Raw genomic sequence first — 20,908 nt, forward strand, 5'->3', positions numbered from 1 at the left:
GGTGGCGGGAGGGTCAGGCGTGGGCCCGGGCGGGCCCGGGCTCCTGGTCGGGGAGTTGCGCCTCCAGTTCACGGACCAGGGGCAGCACCCGCCTGCCGAAGTACTCGACCTCCTCGTGGTAGTGCAGGAAGCCGAGCAGGAGGAGGTCGACGCCGAGTTTCCGGTAGGCGACGATGCGCTCGGCGATCTGTTCCGGGGTGCCGATGAGGCCGGTGCGGAAGCCGTCGTTGTACTGGACGAGGTCCTCGAAGGTGGAGTCCTGCCACATCCCCTTGCCGTCGGCGGTGGACCGGCCGGCCTGCTTGACGGCGGCGCCGAACCCCTCGACGGCCTCGCTGTCGGCCTTGGCGATGATCTCGCGGAGGGTGTCGCGGGCCTCGGCCTCGGTGTCGCGGGCGATGAGGAAGCCGTTGAGGCCGAACTTCGGTGGCGTGCGACCCGCTTCGGCGGCGGACTTGCGGACGTCGTTGAGTTGCTCGACGACCCCGTCGAAGTCCTTGCCGTTGGAGAAGTACCAGTCGGAGACGCGGGCCGCCATGGCGCGGGCCGCGGTGGAGTTGCCGCCCTGGAAGATCTCGGGGTGCGGGCGCTCGGGGGTGTTGAGCGGCTTGGGCTTGAGGGAGAAGTCCCGCAACCGGTAGAAGTCACCGGCGAGTTCGGTGTGGTCCTCGGTCCAGATCTGGCGCAGCGCCCGGATGAACTCCTCGGCGCGTCGGTAGCGTTCGTCGTGCTCCAGCCAGGGCTCGCCGAGCGCGGTGAACTCGCCCTTGAACCAGCCGGAGACGACGTTCACGGCGAACCGGCCGCCCGAGAGGTGGTCGGCGGTGGCTCCGAGCTTGGCGAGGACGCCGGGGTGCCACAGACCGGGGTGGACGGCGGCGATCACTTTCAGGCGCTCGGTGGCGAGCAGCAGGGCGAGGCTGAAGCTGGTCGACTCGTGCTGGAACTCGGCGCCGTAGCTGGCCATGTAGCGGACCTGGCTGAGCGCGTACTCGAAGCCGTTGTTCTCGGCGAGGACGGCGAGTTCGCGGTTGTAGTCGTATCCCCAGTCGGTGCGCTGCTCGATCCTGCTGGTGACGAGGCCTCCACTGACGTTGGGGACCCAGTAGGCGAATTTCACGGGCGCGGCGGGCATGCGGAACTCCTGTTGCGAGTTTTCGGGCACGCCGGAATTCACGGAGGCCCGGCGCGGTGCGGCCACGGCACGGTGAATTCAGGCGGGAAAAGAAAGGGGGAAGAGGGCGCGGCGGATCTTGGCGGGGTGGTGATCAGGCCGCGGCGCAACAGGAGGCGCTGGAGACGAGCGCGAGGTCGACGTGGCGTCGCCGCGTGAGGTCCAGTCGCATCTTCATGCCGTCGATGCTCGCAGCCGGCGCCGCGGGCCGTCAAGGAAAACCCGACCGTTCTCGCATCGCGGACCATTGAATTTCACGAACGTGTGACAGGGAAACCCTTGAACGCGCCCGAAATGCCGATGCATTCTGCCGGGGTGCGGACCGAACAGCTGGAATACATAGCGGCCGTGACCCGGCTCGGCTCGCTGCGCCGGGCGGCGGACGAACTGCGCCTGTCACAGCCCGCGTTGAGCGAGACCGTGCGCAACCTGGAACGGGAGCTGGGCATCGACCTGCTGGAGCGCAAGCGGACCGGGGCGACGATGAGCGCGGCGGGCCAGGAGCTGATGCCGCACATCGTCCAGGTACTGGAGGCGGTGGACCGGCTGCGGGTGGCGGCGGGCGAGCAGCACCGGATCAGCCGGATGGTGCGGGTCGGCACGGTCAACGCGGCGACCGTGCCGCTGCTCATCCCGGTGCTGCGGGACTTCCGGGCCACGCATCCGGTCACCCAGGTCGAGGTGGTGGGCGCCCAGCAGACGGAGATCCACCGGGGGCTCGCCGAGGGTGGTTTCGACCTGGGGCTGGTGAATCATCTCGACGGCGACGACGTCCCCGCGGGTTTCGAGGCCACCGAACTGCTGCGCGGGCGGCCGGTGGTGTGCGTACGGCCGGACAGTCCGCTCGCGGGCCTGACCGAGGTGTCGGCCGACGACCTGCTCACGGTGCCGTTGATCGCCATGCGCACCGGGTACGTGATGCACCGCTATGTGCACCGGCTGCTGGCCGACCGCACCCCCGTCTTCTCGTACTCGACGGACGGGGCCGAGATGGGCAAGCTGATGGTCGCGGAGGGGCTGGGCGCGACGGTGCTGCCGGACTTCAGCGTGGTCGGGGATCCGCTGGAGCGCGGCGGGGCGATCGTGTGCCGGCCGCTGGCCGGGGACGCCACCGAGGTCGTGCTGATGCTCCAGCGCCGGCGGGCCGAGTCGGTACCGCAGGCCGCACGCGACCTGTACGAGACGTTCGTGCGCCGGGCGGCGGAGCTGGGCGCGGACGTCCGCTGAGCGCTCCGCCGGAAGGGCCCTGAGGTGCCGTCGGCCGGCCGCGGCGCCGTCGTGGCAGGTCGCGCAATTCCTCCCCCGGCCTTCGGCTGGGGGTGTTCCCAGCACCCCTTACGGGCGCTGCTCGACCGCGGTCAGATGGTTCCGCAGCGCCGTGCTGATCTCTGCCGCCGCGGCGAGCTGGTCCGGCGTGAGGGCGGCCACGAACAGCTCCCGTACGGCGCGCAGATGCGGCAGGGACGCGTTGCGGAACGCCTCCGCACCCTCCGGCGTGAGCACCACCTCGGCGCCCCGGCTGTCGGTGACGCACTCCTCGCGCCGGATCAGCCCGCGCCGCTCCATGCGGCCGATCTGGTGCGAGAGGCGGCTGCGCTCCCAGCCGACGCGGGCCGCGAGGTCGGAGGAGCGCAGCCGCCGCCCGTCCGCCTCGCGCAGGGCGAGGAGCACGGCGTAGTCGCCCGGCGACAGGGAGCTCTCACGCTGCAGCCGGGACGAGAGCCCGGCGCGCAGCGCCTCGGTCGTCTCGATGAAGTCCCGCCAGATCCGCAGCTCCTCGGCGGTGGGGAGGTCCTTCCGTCGCGCCGTCACCGTGCCGCCACCTCCTCTTGTTGACATGTCAATCATATGCGGGCGATGATTGACGCGTCAACCAGTCGAAGGAGTCCCGTCATGTCCGACCCAGTCCCGGTGTCCGATCTCGTCTTCGGTCTCGACACCTTCGGCGACGTGCCGCAGGACGATTCGGGAACCCTGGTGTCCGGCGCGCGGGCGATCCGGCAGGTCGTCGACGAGGCGGTGCTGGCGGAGGAGACCGGCGTCGACGTCATCGCCCTCGGCGAGCACCACCGTCCGGAGTACGCGATCTCGACCCCGGAGACGGTCCTCGCCGGCATCGCCACACGCACCCGCCGCATCCGGCTGGCCTCCGGTGTGACCGTGCTGAGCTCCGACGACCCGGTCCGGGTCTTCCAGCGCTTCGCCACCGTGGACGCGCTCTCGAACGGCCGGGCCGAGGTCATCCTGGGGCGCGGGTCCTTCACCGAGTCGTTCCCCCTCTTCGGATACGACCTGAGCGACTACGACGTGCTGTTCGAGGAGAAGATCGAGCTGTTCGCCAAGCTCCTGGAGGAGAAACCCGTCACCTGGAGCGGCACCAAGCGGGCCCCGCTCGAAGCCGCCGACGTCTTCCCCAAGACCGAGTCGGGGCACCTGAGCACCTGGGTCGGCGTCGGAGGAACCCCCCAGTCGGTCATCCGCACCGCCCGTTACGGCTTCCCGCTCATGATCGCCATCATCGGCGGCTCGCCGGAGCGCTTCGCGCCGTACATCGACCTCTACCGGCGCGCCGCCGAACAGTTCGGCACGACCGCGCACCCGGTCGGGATGCACTCGCCGGGGTTCGTCGCCGACACCGACGAGGCGGCCCGGGAGCAGCACTGGCCGTACTACCGGGTCATCCGGGACCGCATCGGCGCGCAGCGGGGCTGGCCGCCGATCCGCAGGGAGGAGTACGAGGCCGAGATCGAGCACGGCTCCCTGTACATCGGCTCCCCGGAGACGGTCGCGCGCAAGATGGCCCGGGCGGTCCAGGCGCTCGGCGTCGGCCGGTTCGACCTCATCTACACCGGCGGGGCCCAGCAGATCAGCGCCCGCCTGCGCGCCGTCGAACTGTTCGGCACGAAGGTGATCCCGATGGTCCGCGACCTCCTCGCCGGCTGACGCCGTGCACGGAACGGAGCAGGAGGCGGCCGGCGTGCGCACGGTCGGGATCCTGGGCGCCGGGAAGGTGGGCACCGTACTGGCCCGGCTGGCGCTGGCGGCCGGCTGCCGCGTGCTGATCGCCGGGTCCGGTGACCCCGCCGCGATCGCCCTCACCGTCGAGGTGCTCACCCCCGGTGCCGTCCCGGTCCGCGCCGAGCGGGCCGCGTCGGAGGCGGACGTGGTCGTGCTGGCGCTGCCGCTCGGCAGGTACCGCGGCGTTCCCGCCGAAGCGCTGCGGGGCAAGCTCGTCGTCGACGCGATGAACTACTGGTGGGAGGTGGACGGCGTCCGCGCGGACCTCACCGACCCGCTGACCTCGTCCAGCCAGACCGTGCAGGCGTATCTGCCGGGCTCACGGGTGGTCAAGGCGTTCAACCACATGGGCTACCACGACCTGGAGGACGGCGCGCGGCCCGCGGGGGCGCCGGACCGCAAGGCGATCGCGATCGCCGGCGACGACCCGGACGCCGTCGCCACCGTCGCGCACCTCGTCGACGCGCTCGGCTTCGATCCCGTCGTGGCGGGTCCGCTCGCCGAGGGGGTGCGGCTGGAGCCGGGCACCGAGCCCTTCGGCGCCGACGTGGGCGCCGGGGAACTGCGTGCGATGCTGGACCGTTTCCCGGAGTCCGACCGCGGACGCGCCGTGCTCGCCGCACGGGCGGCCGCGGCACGGACCGGACCCGCCGCCTGACCACGGGTACGACGAAAGTCAATTCGTGCCTCAACACAGTGAGGGGCACTTATCAGTACCTTGGCGACCCTGCCGCGCTGCGGTGACACGAAGATCTCGCAGGCGGCTTCGTGTGGACGAGCCGGACGGACAGCCCCTCCCGGCGGAGAACGCGCTCAGGGCGGCCCGGGCGGCCTGATCCAGCCCAGCGACCGTTCGACGGCACGCTGCCAGTTGTCGTACTCCGCCTCCCGGTGGCCGGGGTCCATTCCCGGCAGCCACCTGGCGGCCGGGTGCCAGTTGCGGCGCAGGACCTCGAGGTCCGGCCAGTAGCCCGCGGCGAGCCCGGCGGCGTAGCCGGCCCCCAGGGAGACCGTCTCGGAGACCATGGGCCTCACGACGGGCACGTCGAGCACGTCGGCGACGAACTGCATGAGCAGGTTGTCCGCCGTCATGCCCCCGTCCACCTTCAGCTCCTTCAGCGCCACCGAGGAGTCGGCGTTCATGGCGTCGACGACCTCGCGCGTCTGCCATCCCGTGGCCTCCAGGACGGCCCGCGCCAGGTGCCCGCTGGTGATGTACGAGGTGAGGCCGACGATGACGCCGCGTGCGTCGCTGCGCCAGCGCGGGGCGAACAGGCCGGAGAAGGCGGGGACGATGTAGCAGCCGCCGTTGTCCCCGACGGTCCGCGCGAGTGTCTCGATCTCCGGCGCGCTGTTGATCAGTCCCAGCCGGTCGCGGAACCACTGGACCAGTGCGCCCGTGACGGCTATCGACCCTTCAAGCGCGTAGACGGGCCGCCGGTCCCCGATCTTGTAGGCGACCGTCGTGAGCAGTCCGTGCCGGGACCGCACGACATCGGTGCCGGTGTTGAGCAGCAGAAAGCTGCCCGTTCCGTACGTGCACTTCGCCTCGCCCGGGGAGAAGCAGGTCTGACCGAAGAGCGCCGCCTGCTGGTCGCCGAGCGCGGCCGTGATGGGAACGCCGGGGAGCTGCGCGCGGGCCTCGCCGTAGGTCTCCGCGGAGGACCTGATCTCGGGCAGCATCGGGCGGGGGACGCCGAAGAAGGCCAGGAGCTCCTCGTCCCAGGTGAGCGTGTGGATGTTCATCAGCATGGTGCGGCTGGCGTTGGTGGCGTCGGTGATGTGCAGACCGCCGTCGGCGCCACCGGTGAGGTTCCAGATCAGCCAGCTCTCCATCGTGCCGAACAGCACCTCGCCGTCCTTCGCGCGCTGTTCCAGGCCTTTGACGTGGTCGAACAGCCAGCGGATGCGCAGCGCGGAGAAGTAGGTGGAGGGCGGCAGGCCGCACCGGTCGAGGAAGAACTCCTCTCCGGGCCGGACCCTGAGTTCCTCGACGAGCGGCGCCGTGCGGGTGTCCTGCCAGACCAGCGCCCGGCCCAGCGGGGTGCCCGTACGCCGGTCCCAGAGCACGGTCGTCTCGCGCTGGTTGGCCAGGCCGATGGCGGCGACCTGGCTCGCGTCGACGGCCGTACCCGCGCCGGTGAGGACCTCGGTCATCACCCGCCGCAGGTTGTGCCAGATCTCGACGGCGTCGTGCTCGACCCAGCCGGGCCGGGGGAAGTGCTGCTGGTGCTCCCGCTGCGCGACCGACACCAGCCGCCCGCCCCGGTCGAACAGGATGCATCGCGTGGAATTGGTGCCCTGATCGATGGACATCACGTAACGCTCCACCATGATCGGGTCCGCCTTCCGATGGGTCGCGGAGTGGGGGCGGGGGGAAGAGGGGGCTTACCAGCGGGCGGCTCCCAAATCCCGGGAGATCGCTCTCGCGGCCTCCCGGATCAGCGTGATCAGGTTGGGCCGGGGCCGGCCCTGGCTGTCGCAGATCCGCTCGACGGGGCCGGACAGCCCGATGGCGCCGACGACGAGGCCGCCGTGCCCCCGGATCGGCACGGCGAGCCCCGCCTCGCCCATGCTCATCTCCTGTACCTCGACGGCCCAGCCCGTCTCGCGGACCTCGGCGAGCGCCCGGGTGAGCTGCTCCTGGGTGACCAGGGTGTGCCGGGTGTACGCGTCCAGCCCCGATTCCACGGCGGAGTCGACGGTCGCGGTGCCGTAGGCCAGCAGCACCTTGCCCAGCGAGGAGGCGTGCAGGGGCAGCAGCGCGCCCACGTCCAGGGTCTGGAGGGTGTCGTCCGGCCGGAAGACGTGGTGGACGACCAGGACCATCCCCTCCAGGGGAGTGCCCAGGCGCACCGCCTCACCGCTGCGGGCGGCCAGGGCGTCGGCCCAGTTGATGGACCGGGACCGCAACTCGTTGACGTCGAGATAGCTCGTGCCGAGGTGCAGCAGGGCGGCCCCGAGCTGGTACTTGCCCGTCGTCGCGTCCTGTTCCACGAAGTCCACGTGCTGGAGCGTGCGCAGGATGCCGTGGGCGGTGCCCTTGGCCAGCCCGAGGGAGGCCGCCACCTCTCCGAGTCCGAGCCGGCGGGGTCCGCCGGCGAGCAGGCGCAGGATCGCGGCCGCCCGTTCGATCGACTGGACCGGACCGGTCATGAAACGAGCTTATTACCGTCTCGGACCGTCTGCCGTGCGTACGGAGGGCCGTCGCGGCACCGGAACCAAGGCCGCGTTCGGTAATGCCGACCCACGTTCATTGACCGACCCCGCGCGGCTCTTTAGCGTGCTGAGAGGCCTGGCAACGCACCGAGGTGCGTGAGGCGGGTCCTGTGGAACTGACTTCTGGAGACACGAGATGGCGGTACAGCTCAACACGCGGGTGCGGGGGGCAAGCGAATGCGTCTTCCCGATGCCGCCCGTCGCCGGTGCCGTTCCGGACGTGCGCCGCCGGGCCGGCGCGGTCCTGGCCGCCTGGCAGGTTTCCCCGGACGTCGTCGAGGACGCGCTGCTGGTGGTGTCGGAACTGCTGACCAACGCGATCGTCCACGCACTGCCCCCGGCGGTGCTGCGGCTGTCCTGGACGCGCGACGCCGGTCTCGGCACGCTGCGCATCGAGGTCACCGACTCGGGGCCCGCGCGTACGGCGGGAGAGCCGCTCGCGGGGATAGACCCGGACGAGCACGGCCGGGGCGAGGAGATCGTCCACGCCCTGGCGACCCGCTACGGCATCCACACACACCCGGGCGCGGTCACCCGCTGGGCCGACCTCGTCTCGGTGTGAGCGCCCCGGTGTGAGCGCCCCGAAGGGGCGCGGGAACTGCGCGACCAGCCACGACGGCGCCGCAGACGGCAGCTCGGCAGCCGACGCGTAACGGCCCTTCCAGCGGAGCGCTCGGCGGAGCGCTCAGCGGCCGGCGCCCGACGAGAACACGCCGGCGAACCGCCGTCCCCCGTCCGCGTCGAACGCGACGGACCGGGTGCGGGACACCACCGGGACGGACTCGTGGTCGCCACGCCCCTCCGGTTCCCGGACGGCGGCCGTCCCCCCTTCCTCTTCCTCCGACGCGGTCGGAACCGCTTCCGCCCCGTCCTGCATGCGCAGCAGAAGCAGCGCCGCGTCGTCGTGCAGCCGCCCGCCCACGTGCGCGAGCAGTTCGTCGTGGACCGCGGAGAGGGTGTGCTCCGGGTCGCCGGACACATGGCGGGCCACCCGCTCGGCCAGCGGATAGAACTCGCGGGCCCGGTCGCGGGCCTCGATGACCCCGTCGGTGTAGAGCAGCAGCTGGTCGCCTTCGGCGAAGGGCAGGATCTCCAGGCAGGGCGGCTCGTCGACGAGGACGCGCAGGCCGAGCGGCGGAGCGGGGCGGGTGGCCTCGACCGCGGTGACGCCCTGCGACGCGGTGATCAGCAGCGGCGACGCGTGTCCGCAGTTGACCACTTCGAGCTGGCCGGCGCGCGGGTGCCCCACGACGATCGCGGTGACGAAGTCGTCGGGGCCGAGGTTGCGCGCCAGGCTCCGCTCGATCCGCGCGACGACGGCGAGCAGGTCGGGCTCGTCGTAGGCGGCCTCGCGGAAGACGCCGAGGACCAGGGCGGCGATCTCCACGGCCGGCAGCCCCTTGCCGCGTACGTCGCCGACGATCAGCCTGACCCCGTGCGGGGTGGGCACCAGGGCGTACAGGTCGCCGCCGATCCGGGCCTCGGCCGCCGCCGCGCTGTAGCGGACCGCCACCCGGAACGGGCCGACGGTCTCCGGGATGGGCTTGAGGACGGCGTGCTGGGCGGCCTCCGCGACCGAGCGGACGGCGGCGAGCACCCGCTCCCGGCGGCCGCGCAGCGCGCTGGCCAGAGCACTGGCCAGGGTGACGGCCACCAGCGCCGAGAGTACGGCCGCCAGCTCGCGCCCCGAACCCGCCTCCCGGGCCCCCAGGGTCGCGCCAAGCACCGCGGCCAGGAACCCGACGCACAGGACGCCCCGGTGTCCGTTGGTGCTGGCGGCGAGCGCCGGCCCCGCCGCCAGCAGCGGCAGCCAGAACATCCCCGACCCGCCGACGACGTCGACGAGGGCGATGCCCAGGACGATCAGAACGGGTGCGACGGGCATTCCGGCGGCCAGCTGGGAGAAGGCCCGCCTGGGGACCGGCGTCCCAGGACCGGTCCCCGGCTTCCTGAGCGGCCGCAACGGCCAGTGGTTGCCACCATGGTCTCGCGCCTGCCTCATGTCTCTGCCCGTAATCCTCACCCAAGCGACCCTTAGGTCCGACTTATCCGTTTCATCCAGGAAAGAGGTTCGGTCGGCGAGCCACAAGGAGAGGGATTTCAGATAGTGAGCGAGAGGCCCCGGGTCACGCGGTCCGCGATCGGTATCAGCCGGGCCCTGACCTCAGGGAGACGGGAGAGCCGTTCCGCCGGGAGGGAGACGCCGAGCGAGCCGAGGACGTCACCGCGATAGATGGGCACGGCCACGCACACCGTGCCCAGTGCGTACTCCTCCAGGTCCGTGACGGCCGGCGCCAGGGGCGCGGCGTCGAGGCTCCGCAGCAGCTCCGGGAGGGAGGTGATGGTGCGTGGCGTCAGGTCGGCGAGATCGTGCCGGGAGAGGTAGTCACGGCGGGCCTCCTCGTCCAGCTCGCGCAGGACGGACTTGCCCAGCGCGGTGGCGTGCCCCGCGTCCTCGAACCCCACCCAGAGGTCGACCCGGGGTGTGCGGGGGCCGTCGACGATCTCGGCGACACTGATCTCGCCGTCCTCGTAGAACGTGAGGTAGGCGGCGGTGCCCAGCTCGTCCCGCAGCGCGGCGAGGGTCGGCCGGACCCGGCTGAGCAGTGCCTGGCTGTGACCCGTGGCGTGCAGGGTCCCCAGCTTGTCACCGAGGACGAAGCCGCCGTCGGCCAGTTTCCGCAGGTACCCGTCGTGGACCATCGTGCGCAGCAGGTGGTAGGCGGTGGCCAGGGGCAGGCCCGTCTCGCGCGCAAGCTGCTTCGCGGGCGCACCGTTCTCGTGTGCGCTCACCGCCTCCAGCAGACGGAAGGCACGCTGCACCGACATGATGAGCGTGGGCTCGTGAACGCTCATGCCACCAGCGTGCCCCCGACGCCCCGGGGCGGGCAAGACGCGGGGGCCTGGACCGCTCGGGACTCAGTGCCCCCGCGTGCTGGGCATGGAGGCAGCCGGGACCGTTCTCGCCCGGGGTGAGAACGTCGACGGGATCGAGGTGAGTGACGCGGTCTGCGGCTTCGCGCTCACCGGTGGCGGCACCTACGCCGAGACGACGGTGCTGTCCGCGCCGAACACCGCCCGCATCCCGGAGGGCCTGTCCGCGACCGTGGCGGCGACGCTGCCAGTGGCCGGGACGACCGCGGTGGACGTGCTCGACCAGCTCGGCCTCCCGGCCGGTGCCACGGTCCTGGTCAACGAGGTCGGGGGCGGGGTCGGCCCCACCGTCGCCCGGCTGGCCGTCGCTCGCGAGCTGCGTGTGATCGGCACCGGGAGTACCGCCGAACGCGAGCACGCCGAGGCCATCGGGGTGCGGTTCGTCGACTACACCGCCGAGGACGTCGCCGCCGCGGCACGGGGGCTGGCTCCGGACGGCTTCGCCAGGATCGTCGACCTCGTCGGAGGCACCTCGCTGCGGACGGTCGCTCCGCTGGCCCGGGATCCCCGCAACGTCATCGCTGTGGGTGACATGTCTGTGCCCGATCTCGGCGGGCGTTTCGTCGAGCGTCGCATCGCCCGCGAGAACCTGGAGCGCTCGGCCCGGCTGGCCCTCGACGGAGTCCTCGCACCCGTCGTCACCGCGGCCCATCCGCTCACCGACGCCCCGACCGCCCTCGCCACCGTCGAGAACGGTCACACCTCGGGCAAGGTCGTCATCCAGGTGGCATGAGAAGGGCCCGGCCGCCTGACGCCGTCGACGGTCGATCGACGATCGAGTCCGGACCGTACTCATCCCGGAAGGTACCCGGGACGTACTCCGCCTGTCCCCGCCTGTCCCCCGCGGAGATCGCCTGGAACTGTCTGGGCCAGCCGCATGTGCCGCAGCCATGACACAGGGCATTCCTCGCCGTGGATCGTGCCCGATGAGCTGCGGGATCGTCTGGAGCCGCTGGCGTGAGATGCGTGTGTCAGGCGTCCGCGGCGTACCGCCAGAACTCCCTGATCACCGGTGCCGGCACGGGCCCCATCGCTGCCACCTGAGTCAGCAGGATGGTGACCGCACCCGTGGCCGGGACGACGTGCGCCGCTGTGCCCGTGCCGCCGACCCAGCCGTAACGGCCGGGCACGTTCCACGGGTTGGTCCGGTCGATGTCGACCGAGCCGCCGAAGCCCCAGCCCTGGCCCTCAAGGAACAGCCGGCCGATGTCGCGCTGCGCCGGATTCGTATGGTCGGTGGTCATCCTGCGCACGGAGTCGGCCGACAGCACCCGCCGACCGTCGGCCGCCACCCCGCCGGCCAGCAACATCCGGCAGAAGGCCAGCCAGTCGTCGGCGGTCGAGGCCAGCCCGCCACTGCCGAGAGGTAGCGCGGGCAGGCTGCTCCACTCGCCGTCCGGGCCGTCGGCGAGCTCCAGGCTGCCGCCGTCGCCTGGCCTGTAGAAGCTGGTGAACCGGCCCCGCTTGGCCGCCGGCACCTCGAATCCGGTGTCCACCATGCCCAGCGGCCCGAAGATCCGCTCCGTCAGGAACTCCGGCAGCGGCTGTCCGGTGACCCGCGACATCAGTACCCCTTGCAGGACGGAGCAGGTGTCGTACAGCCAGGCAGCGCCCGGTTGGTACAGCAGTGGGATGCGGCCGAGCGCCGCCATCCACTCGTCGGCCGGCGGGAAGTTGCTCGGCACCCGGCCGTCCTTCTGCACCGTGGACAACTCCTGCACCGCCGGCAGTGTGAAGTCGGAGGGGAATCCGTACCCGGCCTGGGAGGCCAGCACGTCGAACACGGTGATGGGCCGGTCGGCCGGCACCACGTCGTCCACCGGGCTCGCCGGCGTGCGTACGACCACCGGCTTCTCCAGCTCCGGCAGCCACGTCCCGACCGGGTCGTCCAGCGCGATCCTGCCCTCCTCCACAAGGATCAGCAGTGCGGCGGCGGTGACGGACTTGGTGAGCGAGGCGACCCGGAAGACGGAGTCCCTCGCCATCGGAACGCCGTCGCCGGCGTCCTGCGCGCCGACCGCCACCACCTCGACCTGGTCACCCCGGGCCACGAGGCCCACCGCTCCCGGGAGAGTACCGGCACCGACGTGGGCTTCGAGCAAGTCGCGCAGGGCCGTCATGAGTCCGCCTTCCAGAAAACTGCTGTCGAAAGACAGACTCCCGCACGGGCCGGGAATCATCGGCGTCGACAGGTCTGGTGGCCGGAGCCCTCTGGCTGCCGCCGCCATGACCACAGCGACGGCCCGACCGATGTAGGCCAGGTTGAGAAGCACCTTGACGATTGCGCGGCCAACCCGCGCGCAGGACGCGGCCGCTGAGCCGCTCCTCGGGCCAGCCCATCGAGATGCGCGACGACGAAGACCGAGATCATCACCGTGGCGATCCACCCGCCCGCCGCTCGGCTCCGCTGAGCGAGGAGGAGAAGGCTGTCGGTGATCAGCGCAACCCCGCCCGCAGCGACGCGCAGCCGTGCGCGACCCAGCCAGGAAGGGACCAGCCCGCAAACGTAGTTCGGGCGCACGAAGTGCGCGACGCCGTTGACGTCCCTCACGCCGAATTCATGGGGCGGTCCGAAGCCGTCCTCCGGACGCGCGCCCACGACGCCGCCTGCTCGCGGCGCAACTGAGCCATGGCGCAAGAGCGACATGTGCGACCCCTTGAACGGCGGTGGGGGAGGCCAGAGGATCCAGTGATCTTCCGCTCTTCGCCGCGTCTCAGGAGTCTTCTTTGCCCAAGGTTCCCATCCCCCGGCCCGGGCCGATCGCCCTCGCCGTGGCGGCCGCGCTCACACTCGGCGTCCTACCGGCGACTGCCGCTGTGTCCACGTACTCCGCCGGTGAGGTGTCGCACAACGACGCCGGACACCGAACCCCCGGCGAGGCCGGCACGCACACCGTCACCCTGATCACGGGTGACAAGGTCACCATCGGGACCGCCGCCGACGGCACCGTCGTACGTTCCTTCCAGGCCGCGAGCGGAGCCACCACCGGCTTCCACCGCGTTGTCGTGGACGGCGCCACCTACGTCTACCCCGACGCCGCCCTGCCGTACGTGAGCGCCGGCGAACTCGACAAGCAACTCTTCAACGTGACGCGGCTGATCAGCGAGGGCTATGACGACGCGCACAGCTCCCGGCTGCCGCTGATCGTGCGCTACACCGGAGCCGCCGCCAAGGCCCGCACCCGGACGAAGATGGCCGGCTCGACCGACGTCCGGCGCCTGGACAGCATCCAGGGCGCGGCCCTCGCCCAGAACCACAAGCAGGCACCGCAGTTCTGGTCCTCGCTCACCGGGGGTGCCGGCGCGGCGGCCCGGTCCGCGAAGCCGTCCTTCGCGGGCGGCGTCGCCCACGTGTGGCTCGACGGAAAGGTGAAGGCCGACCTGGCCGACTCCACCGCCCAGATCGGCGCGCAGAAGGTATGGGCGGAGGGCGACACCGGCCAGGGCGTGAAGGTCGCGATGCTCGACAGCGGCGCGGACACCGAACACCCGGACCTGGTCGGGCAGGTGTCCGACAGCGCCAGCTTCGTCCCCGGCGAGGACGACATCGCCGACTACAACGGCCACGGCACGCACGTGGCCTCGACCATCGTCGGCACGGGCAGTGCCTCCGACGGCAAGGAGCGGGGTGTCGCCTCCGGCGCCCGGCTGGCCGTCGGCAAGGTGCTCGACTCCGAGGGCAGCGGTCAGGAATCCTGGATCATCGCGGGCATGGAGTGGGCCGCCCGCGACCAGAAGGCCAGGATCATCAGCATGAGCCTGGGCGGCAGCGGTGACAAGACCGACCCGATGAGCCAGGCCGTCGACGAACTCAGCCACGACACGGGCGCGTTGTTCGTGATCGCGGCGGGCAACGGCGGCCCGCACTCCATCAGCAGCCCCGGTGCCGCAGACTCCGCGCTGACCGTCGGCGCCGTCGACTCCACCGACACGCTCGCCGACTTCTCCAGCCAGGGCCCGCGTGACGGCGACGGCGGGCTGAAGCCGGAGATCACCGCGCCGGGCGTCGACATCGTCGCGGCGCGCTCCCACTACAAGCGCGGCTCCGGCTACTACACCACGATGAGCGGCACGTCGATGGCGACGCCGCACGTCGCCGGTGCCGCCGCGCTCCTCGCCTCCGAGCACCCCGACTGGACGGGCACCCAGCTCAAGGAGGCGCTGGTCAGCAGCGCCAGGGCAACCACGGCGTACACCCCGTACCAGGCGGGCGCCGGCCGGCTCGACGCGCTGGCGGCCGTGCACACCACGGTCTTCGCCACCACGACCGCCTACTCCGGCTTCCACACGTGGCCCCCGAAGCCCGGAGAGACCGACGTCCAGACGGTGACGTACACCAACGTCGGCGACGCCCCGGCCGGCCTCAGCCTGGCGGTCGACGGCACCGTCCCGGCCGGGTTGTTCAGCCTCTCCGAGGACCATGTCACCGTGCCCGCGCACGGCACCGCCGCGGTCACGCTGACCGCGGCCCTGGACAAGCTGGCGGGCGACCAGTCGGTCAGCGCCATGATCACCGGTACGGACGGCTCCGGGACGGTCCGCGCCCGGACCCTGATCGGCGCGGCCCGCGAGGGCCAGCGGCAGAATCTGACCGTGGTCGCCAAGGACCGTTCGGGCAAGCCGCTGGAGGGCCGGGTCGTCCTGACCGCCGAGCACCTCTTCACGGTGCTGGACCTCGACGCGTCCGGCACCGGCACGGCGCGGCTGCCCGTCGGCAGCTACAGCGGCTGGCTCACCGGTGACGTGCAGGGCGCCGAAGGTCCACACTCGCGCGGCATGGTGCTGCTCGCCTTCAACGACGTGAAGCTCGACCAGGACCGTACCGTCACCCTGGACGGCCGCAAGGCACGCCGGATCCTGGCGCGCGTGCCGCAGCAGACGACCGCCGTCGCGCCGCGCCTGGATGCCCACCGGTCGTTCACCGACAGCCTGGTGGAGACGTCGATGCTGCCGGATCCGTCGTACGACAGCATCTGGGCGCTCCCGACCGGCAAGAAGGTCACCGACGGCGAGTTCGAGGCCGGCGCCCGCTTCCGCCTCGAACAGCCTGCGCTGACCGTGAGCACGAAGTCGACGACCTTCAACGACCCGCTGGTCAAGCGCGCTGCCACGCCGCTGCCCGCCGGTACCCGGAACCTGACGGCGCTCTTCGCCGGTGACGGCACGGCCGAGGAGCTCGCGCGGCAGAACGTGCGCGGCAAGGCCGTCGTGGTGCGCGGCGCCGGCACGGCAGGGATCAAGGCCCAGGCGGAGGCCGCCGCGGCCGCCGGCGCCCGGCTACTGCTGGTCGTCAACGACGGCGTCGGCCGCCTGCAGCCCTGGGACGAGAACCCCTGGAGCCCGGAGAGCCCGGCCCCGGTGACGGTGGCGACGCTCAACGCCGACCAGGGAGCCGACCTGCTCGGCCGGCTTCGGCACGGCGCGGTCTCGCTGAAGGTCACCTCGCACCCCACGACCGACTACGTCTACGACGTCGTGCACCACTGGACGGGCGCCGTTCCGGCGGACCCGACCTGGCGTGAGGAGTCCAAGGACCTCGGCCGGGTGAACGTCTCCTTCCGGAACTACCGGCAGGGCAAAGCGATGGAGTTCCGTCCGGACGTCTGGCGCGGCTGGGCCGTCGGCAACCAGCTCACGGCGCCCGCCCAGGGCGAGCGCACCGACTGGGTCACCGCCGGCACCACATGGCTCGACGACGCCTTCATCCAGGGCGAGACCGGGCAGCACTCGATCGACCCGCTGACGTACCCGGCGGGCAGGACCGGAAAGGTCAGCTGGTTCGGCCCGATCCAGCGGCCCCGTATGGGACCGATCAACTACCAGCCGGTGCGCTACCTCGACACGATGTACATCACCGCGCCCGGCTGGGGTGACTCGGGGTCCGGCCACGTCGGCGAGGCCGGCGCGAACTTCGACGTCAAGGACTGGATGTCGCTCTACCAGGGCGACCAGCAGCTCGACTGGGGCAACGCCGAGTACCTGCAGGTTCCCGGCCTCGGCGCCGAGCGCCTGCCCTACCGGCTGGTCCTCGACAACGACCGCGGCACCTGGGCCGACCCGTACTCGACCCACACACTGACCGAGTGGGACTTCACCTCCGCGGTCACCGGCAGCGATGCGGCGGTGTCCCTGCCGCTCATCCAGCTCGACTACGCAGTGGACACCGACACGTCCGGCCGTGCCGACCGGCACGCCGGCCTGACGGTGACCGCCTCGCACCTGCCGGGCACCACCGCCACGATCGGGAAGCCGACCGTCGAGGTGTCGTACGACGACGGTGCGACCTGGCAGCGGACCGACCCGAGCCGGTGCGACGACGGCTGGCGGACGAACCTGCGCGCGCCGCGGTCCGCCGACTTCGTCACCCTCCGGGTCGGCGCCCGGGACAGCGCGGGCAACACCGTCTCGCAGACGATCACCCGGGCCTTCGGCCTGCGCTGACGTCACCCCCGGCAGGTCGCCCGGGACAGCACCGCGTGGGTGGGACCGCAGCCGGCGGCCCCACCCGCGCGGCGCTTGCTCGGGGCCGCGGCCGTGCGGGAGAGCAGCCTGCTGGACGCGCTCATCGCGCTGTTCGGACATGACTGTAAGTCATTCCGCCAAGGCCGCAGGAATGTTGACGTTGAAGTGGATGAAGTCGTACATGCTGTAGTGGCTGTATTCCTCCATCGCCAGCGCCTCTCGGATCTGCTCTTGCGACATGCCCTGTTCCTTCGCGTCTCGCGCCAAGCTCGTCAGACGTTCGATGTACGAGATCGAGTGCAGAATGTCCGAGCGGTGCATGGTCCCACCGTGGCCTGGAACAATCAGGGTGTCGTCGTCGAGCATCTCGTACAGGCGCCGATAAGTGGCGAGCGAGTCGGCTACTCGCCCGTCGAGCAGCCAGGGGAATGCCGGCGGCGGGGCCTGCAGGGCGTTGCCGACGAAAATGATGTTGTCTTCTCGGATGCGGACGACGAGATCGCCCTCTGTCTGGCAGAAGCCGATATAGGCGATGTCCACATGCTTACCTCCCAGGTCGACGGAGCATGATTCGGTCACCGTAATGTCCGCCGAGCGGGGCACCACCTCTTCGATGCCCTCATTCGCGCCGAGCAATCCGATCATGAACTCCCGGTCCTGCTCGAAACGCTCGTCGATGGTGCGCTTCGTCGCTTCGTGATGGATGATCACCGTCTGGGCGGGGAAGGCGAAGTTCCCGAAGCAGTGATCGCCGTGGAAGCTGGTGTTCACCAGGAACCGGATGGGCTTGGGGGTGACCTTGCGAACTTCGCCGATCACCTGTGAAGCCAGACGGCCGTTGCTCAGCGATTCGATCACGAGAACACCCGATTCACCGACCACGAAGCCGGCATTCGTCGCCGTGTGGTCAGCTTCGTCGACGTCCGCGGCCATGACGGCGTACACATTGTCACCGATTGACCGTGCGCGCATGGTGACGTCAGCCAGTTCGAACGGCTTGCTCTTCTGCTGCATTGTTCCTCCTCTGACATGCTGACTGATCGAAAAAGATGTGTGCCCGCCGACAGGAGTCACGCGAGGTACGAGTGGTGTCCCGGGAGCGAGGCCCTTCGCCGCATCACGCTGCATGGGGCGACGGACGAGGGGCCCCGTCGACTCCCCGGGGCAACGTACTATGCACGGGGATACGCGCCCTCTGGTGAGAAGCGGCCCGCCGCGTGCAATCCACCGGAATGCCTGTGAGGGTGAGGCGGGTTCCTACCGGGGCGTGACGAGCTCGGGGTACTCGTTGGGGGTGTCGTTGAACCGGTTGAAGTAATTGGTCAGGGTATTGAGCGCGATGTTGCCGATCACCTCGGCTATCTGCGCGTCCGTGACACCGGCGTCCCGGGCCTCTCGGACGTCTTCGTCGGCGACGGATCCGCGGCCGCGGGAGATGGCGTCGGAGAGTTTGAGGAGGGCGTCCGTGTGAGGGTCGCTCGAAGCGGCGTCCCGGGCCATCGAGATTTCGGCTTCGTCCATCTTGGTGACGTTCTTCGCGAGGAAGTTGTGGGCCGACAGGCAGTAGGTGCACCGGTTGTACTCGGCGCTGCTCAGAGCCAGCCGCTCGCGGACGGCCGGCGGCAGGACACCCTCGTTCAGCGCTCCGGCCAGCGCCAGCCATGCCTTGAGAACGGCCGGGCTGCCGGCCATGTACTGGGCCATGTTCGGGATGGCGCCGATGGTCTTGCGCATCCGGGTATAGAGGTCCGCGACCTCGCCGGCCGCCTCGTCCGGCGTGACTGGCATGAGCATGGTCATTGTTGCTCCTTCTTTAGGGGCGGCTTCGCCTTGCTGACTCGAGTCTGCGTGGATCGGGATGCGACAGACAGGCTGCTCAGGATCAGTTTTCGGCTCGAACGTCTCAAGACGAAGGCGCACGCGGAAGGCTCAGCAGCTCACCGGACATGCCCCGGACGGAGAACCTCCGGCGAGCCGGCGCTTGCGACACTAGGAACGTCAGCGGTAGAAGCCACCCTGCGCGTTCGTCCTCCGCACCTGCACGAAGGCCTTGAACACGGCGCGCTCGTCGATCGGCGCGAGATCCGTGTGCCGGGAGCGGAAGGACAGCTGCACCGGTCGACCACCGCTCCAACTCGGGCGGCCGGCCCCACCGTCCGCCCCGCTCCGAGCGTCAATGGCTCCGCTGCGGAGAAGATCGCCACTCGGGACACCGTCTCGTACTCCGAAAGACGCACACGATGGATTCGGTAAGTCATCTCCTTCGCCTGGCAAAGGTCACTGCGACGCTCGACAGGCGGTGCCTGCTGGGCGCAGCCACCAGGATGGACGTAGGCAAGCGGCAATTCCTCGAAGCGCAGTTCCACGTGCTCCTGGAAGGGGAATGCCGGCTGCAAGTGTCCAATACGCTGTTGGATATGAAGCCAGGCGATTTCGTGCTGATCCCCAGCGGGGCGGCACACCGGGTTATCACTCCAGGGAGATATCCTGAGGTTCCGACGGCCGAGGTAGAGCAGGATTCGTTCATCACTACGCACAGTGCGGACGACGGACATCCCGTGATCGACTTGTTCTGTGGGCACTATGCGTTCGATCCCGGAGCCGGCGCCGTTTTGCTCCGAACGCTCCCAGACCCCGTTCATGTTTCATTCGGTGCTTCCGCTGAAACTGACACAATGCTGCGAACCCTCAGCGAACTCATGCGCAGCGAGGCCGGAAACAGAGGGCCGGGGACGTCGGTGATCCTCTCCGCTTTTTCCACTGTGCTTCTTGCCATGGTTCTTCGCTCTGCCCGGGGATCCGCGACCGGAGAAACCCTGTGGACCGCGACATCGGATCCTCACATCGCAAAAGTTGTGCAGGCAGTCCTGGAAAGTCCGGGAAATGATTGGTCCATCACGCGGCTCGCGCAGCTCGCAGCCATGTCTCGAGCGACTTTCTTGCGACGCTTCACGAGGGAGACCGGAATGACAGTCGGTGCCTTTCTCGCACGCTCGCGCGTGATGGCGGCGGCGGATATCCTGTCATCTACTGGAGACACGGTCGCCACGGTCGCTGGCCTTGTCGGATACGGATCCGAGTCCGCCTTTTCTCGCGTCTTCCGGTCCGAGGTCGGAATGTCTCCCGCCGAGTTCCGGCGCGACCAGGTTCGACGAGAGAGGAATCTCCGTGGAATCAGGACGTGACGAAAGCGGCCGGTGCTTGACGACAGGTTTCCATGACCGGGGTGGCGTCATAGTCCCGTATCCGCAGTCGCGAGCTTCTCAGCCTCCGCGCCGGCGAGGGAGGAAAAAGCCTTCCGCGACCATGATCCTCTCCGGCAGGCGTCTTGGCCCCGTTCCTCGCACACGACACCGGCCGGCGGGACCGACGCGCTCCTCGGGCCGGCGGTGTGCCTGCACCCCGTCTCAGCACGGAGCCCGCGCGTGCGGCACCTCCTGGGCTTGCCCTCCCGCGCGCATCGGGAGGGCAAGCCGTATTCAGGTAGCGCGACTAGATGCACTACCCACTCAGACTTCCCGTTCGCGGGACAGCATGGATGCGGCTGCGTGGACTGAGACGCCGTTTGTTTTGGCGTGACAGTTCGTTGAGCCGTCCATGACGGACCTGGTTGAGCGACTGGTTCCAGATGAGTTGTGGGTGTTGTTTCGGCGGGTAGCTCCACCGACGGAGGTATGACGCGCGCAGGACGGGGGGCGGCGGCGGGCGGGTGGCCGCGAGACCCTGGCGGCGATCATCTTCGTGGCCACCTCAGGCTGTACCTGGCGCCGACTGCCGCCGGTTTTCGAGCCGGCCTGGCCCGGATCGAAAATCCACCTGATCACGGACCGGAACGGGCTGCCCCTGTTTCTGGGATTTGCTCGTCTTCGAGTCTCGTCGCGATCGAAGATGAGGACGGTGTCGGGAGGCAGCTCCATACCGATCACTGTGGCAGCCCACGGCTCGTCGTGCTGTCACCAAAAGAAACGGCGTCTAGCCTCGATCCTTCTTGGTGGGGGGGGGGGGGGGGGGGGGGGAGGAGAGGGTTGGGGGGGGGGGGGGGGGGGGGGGGGAGGGGCAGAGTGGTGGCTTCGGTGGGGGCCGGGTTCCCCCGTTCTCGGC

16 protein-coding genes and 1 pseudogene are annotated in these 20,908 nt (G+C 70.3%); 8 read left to right on the forward strand and 9 right to left on the reverse strand.

Going from position 1 to position 20,908, the window contains the following annotated elements; translation table 11 throughout:
* Positions 1 to 13 precede the first annotated feature (13 nt).
* Positions 14 to 1,135, reverse strand: a complete 1,122-nt coding sequence (sfnG, locus tag ACZ63F_RS24605) for a dimethylsulfone monooxygenase SfnG (protein WP_469713743.1) — start codon at positions 1,133 to 1,135, stop codon at positions 14 to 16.
* A 354-nt stretch (positions 1,136 to 1,489) separates the two neighbouring features.
* On the opposite strand from sfnG, the gene ACZ63F_RS24610 reads away from it, so the two are divergent.
* Positions 1,490 to 2,401: a LysR family transcriptional regulator gene (locus ACZ63F_RS24610; RefSeq protein WP_469713744.1), complete on the forward strand. Its 912-nt coding sequence runs from the start codon at positions 1,490 to 1,492 to the stop codon at positions 2,399 to 2,401.
* A gap of 108 nt (positions 2,402 to 2,509) precedes the next feature.
* On the opposite strand, the gene ACZ63F_RS24615 is transcribed toward ACZ63F_RS24610, so the two are convergent.
* The gene (locus ACZ63F_RS24615; protein ID WP_469713745.1) at positions 2,510 to 2,986 is read right to left on the reverse strand and encodes a MarR family winged helix-turn-helix transcriptional regulator; all 477 of its coding nucleotides are present in this window, start codon (positions 2,984 to 2,986) and stop codon (positions 2,510 to 2,512) included.
* A gap of 99 nt (positions 2,987 to 3,085) precedes the next feature.
* Between ACZ63F_RS24615 and ACZ63F_RS24620 the strand changes: the two genes are divergently transcribed.
* Positions 3,086 to 4,117 (forward strand): LLM class flavin-dependent oxidoreductase, encoded by a 1,032-nt coding sequence (locus tag ACZ63F_RS24620; protein WP_469713974.1) that lies wholly within the window; start codon positions 3,086 to 3,088, stop codon positions 4,115 to 4,117.
* A 4-nt stretch (positions 4,118 to 4,121) separates the two neighbouring features.
* A complete protein-coding gene (locus ACZ63F_RS24625; protein WP_469713747.1) occupies positions 4,122 to 4,850 on the forward strand; it encodes an NADPH-dependent F420 reductase in 729 nt (242 codons plus the stop codon).
* Positions 4,851 to 5,005: 155 nt separating this feature from the next.
* Here the strand turns inward: ACZ63F_RS24625 and glpK are convergent, their stop codons facing one another.
* Positions 5,006 to 6,526, reverse strand: coding sequence for a glycerol kinase GlpK (gene glpK / locus ACZ63F_RS24630; protein WP_469713749.1), 1,521 nt, complete (start codon positions 6,524 to 6,526; stop codon positions 5,006 to 5,008).
* A gap of 54 nt (positions 6,527 to 6,580) precedes the next feature.
* Positions 6,581 to 7,348 (reverse strand): IclR family transcriptional regulator, encoded by a 768-nt coding sequence (locus ACZ63F_RS24635; protein WP_352360757.1) that lies wholly within the window; start codon positions 7,346 to 7,348, stop codon positions 6,581 to 6,583.
* 199 nt (positions 7,349 to 7,547) lie between these two features.
* On the opposite strand from ACZ63F_RS24635, the gene ACZ63F_RS24640 reads away from it, so the two are divergent.
* Positions 7,548 to 7,973, forward strand: a complete 426-nt coding sequence (locus ACZ63F_RS24640) for an ATP-binding protein (protein ID WP_469713751.1) — start codon at positions 7,548 to 7,550, stop codon at positions 7,971 to 7,973.
* A 123-nt stretch (positions 7,974 to 8,096) separates the two neighbouring features.
* On the opposite strand, the gene ACZ63F_RS24645 is transcribed toward ACZ63F_RS24640, so the two are convergent.
* Entirely contained in the window at positions 8,097 to 9,413 is a 1,317-nt protein-coding gene (locus ACZ63F_RS24645) for a PP2C family protein-serine/threonine phosphatase (RefSeq protein ID WP_469713753.1), read from the reverse strand.
* A gap of 98 nt (positions 9,414 to 9,511) precedes the next feature.
* Positions 9,512 to 10,267, reverse strand: coding sequence for an IclR family transcriptional regulator (locus ACZ63F_RS24650; protein ID WP_469713755.1), 756 nt, complete (start codon positions 10,265 to 10,267; stop codon positions 9,512 to 9,514).
* A gap of 85 nt (positions 10,268 to 10,352) precedes the next feature.
* Here ACZ63F_RS24650 and ACZ63F_RS24655 point away from each other — a divergent pair, with 85 nt between their 5' ends.
* Positions 10,353 to 11,078, forward strand: a complete 726-nt coding sequence (locus ACZ63F_RS24655; protein ID WP_469713756.1) for a zinc-binding dehydrogenase — start codon at positions 10,353 to 10,355, stop codon at positions 11,076 to 11,078.
* Positions 11,079 to 11,316: 238 nt separating this feature from the next.
* On the opposite strand, the gene ACZ63F_RS24660 is transcribed toward ACZ63F_RS24655, so the two are convergent.
* Entirely contained in the window at positions 11,317 to 12,465 is a 1,149-nt protein-coding gene (locus tag ACZ63F_RS24660; protein WP_469713757.1) for a serine hydrolase domain-containing protein, read from the reverse strand.
* Between the two features lie 607 nt (positions 12,466 to 13,072).
* Between ACZ63F_RS24660 and ACZ63F_RS24665 the strand changes: the two genes are divergently transcribed.
* The gene (locus ACZ63F_RS24665) at positions 13,073 to 16,786 is read left to right on the forward strand and encodes a S8 family serine peptidase (RefSeq protein WP_469713758.1); all 3,714 of its coding nucleotides are present in this window, start codon (positions 13,073 to 13,075) and stop codon (positions 16,784 to 16,786) included.
* Between the two features lie 150 nt (positions 16,787 to 16,936).
* Here ACZ63F_RS24665 and ACZ63F_RS24670 read toward each other — a convergent pair whose 3' ends face one another.
* Complete coding sequence (locus tag ACZ63F_RS24670) at positions 16,937 to 17,821, reverse strand: MBL fold metallo-hydrolase (protein WP_469713759.1); 885 nt, start codon at positions 17,819 to 17,821, stop codon at positions 16,937 to 16,939.
* 243 nt (positions 17,822 to 18,064) lie between these two features.
* A complete protein-coding gene (locus ACZ63F_RS24675) occupies positions 18,065 to 18,601 on the reverse strand; it encodes a carboxymuconolactone decarboxylase family protein (RefSeq protein ID WP_469713761.1) in 537 nt (178 codons plus the stop codon).
* A 446-nt stretch (positions 18,602 to 19,047) separates the two neighbouring features.
* Here ACZ63F_RS24675 and ACZ63F_RS24680 point away from each other — a divergent pair, with 446 nt between their 5' ends.
* On the forward strand, positions 19,048 to 19,992 hold the full coding sequence (locus tag ACZ63F_RS24680; protein ID WP_469713763.1) for a cupin domain-containing protein: 945 nt from the start codon (positions 19,048 to 19,050) through the stop codon (positions 19,990 to 19,992).
* Positions 19,993 to 20,404: 412 nt separating this feature from the next.
* A pseudogene (locus ACZ63F_RS24685) lies at positions 20,405 to 20,593 on the forward strand (transposase); the annotation flags it as partial.
* Between the last annotated feature and the right edge of the window lie 315 nt (positions 20,594 to 20,908).

The sequence above is a fragment of the Streptomyces sp. NPDC104761 genome (genome assembly GCF_055583445.1).

What these genes read in the sequence shown, in the direction of transcription:
- sfnG (WP_469713743.1), bottom strand. Translation starts at nt 1,135, where the DNA reads ATGCCCGCCGCGCCCGTGAAATTCGCCTACTGGGTCCCCAACGTCAGT.
- ACZ63F_RS24650 (WP_469713755.1), bottom strand. Translation starts at nt 10,267, where the DNA reads ATGAGCGTTCACGAGCCCACGCTCATCATGTCGGTGCAGCGTGCCTTC.
- ACZ63F_RS24675 (WP_469713761.1), bottom strand. Translation starts at nt 18,601, where the DNA reads ATGCTCATGCCAGTCACGCCGGACGAGGCGGCCGGCGAGGTCGCGGAC.
- ACZ63F_RS24635 (WP_352360757.1), bottom strand. Translation starts at nt 7,348, where the DNA reads ATGACCGGTCCGGTCCAGTCGATCGAACGGGCGGCCGCGATCCTGCGC.
- ACZ63F_RS24680 (WP_469713763.1), top strand. Translation starts at nt 19,048, where the DNA reads ATGGATTCGGTAAGTCATCTCCTTCGCCTGGCAAAGGTCACTGCGACG.
- ACZ63F_RS24670 (WP_469713759.1), bottom strand. Translation starts at nt 17,821, where the DNA reads ATGCAGCAGAAGAGCAAGCCGTTCGAACTGGCTGACGTCACCATGCGC.
- ACZ63F_RS24660 (WP_469713757.1), bottom strand. Translation starts at nt 12,465, where the DNA reads ATGACGGCCCTGCGCGACTTGCTCGAAGCCCACGTCGGTGCCGGTACT.
- ACZ63F_RS24645 (WP_469713753.1), bottom strand. Translation starts at nt 9,413, where the DNA reads ATGAGGCAGGCGCGAGACCATGGTGGCAACCACTGGCCGTTGCGGCCG.
- ACZ63F_RS24640 (WP_469713751.1), top strand. Translation starts at nt 7,548, where the DNA reads ATGGCGGTACAGCTCAACACGCGGGTGCGGGGGGCAAGCGAATGCGTC.
- ACZ63F_RS24655 (WP_469713756.1), top strand. Translation starts at nt 10,353, where the DNA reads ATGGAGGCAGCCGGGACCGTTCTCGCCCGGGGTGAGAACGTCGACGGG.
- glpK (WP_469713749.1), bottom strand. Translation starts at nt 6,526, where the DNA reads ATGGTGGAGCGTTACGTGATGTCCATCGATCAGGGCACCAATTCCACG.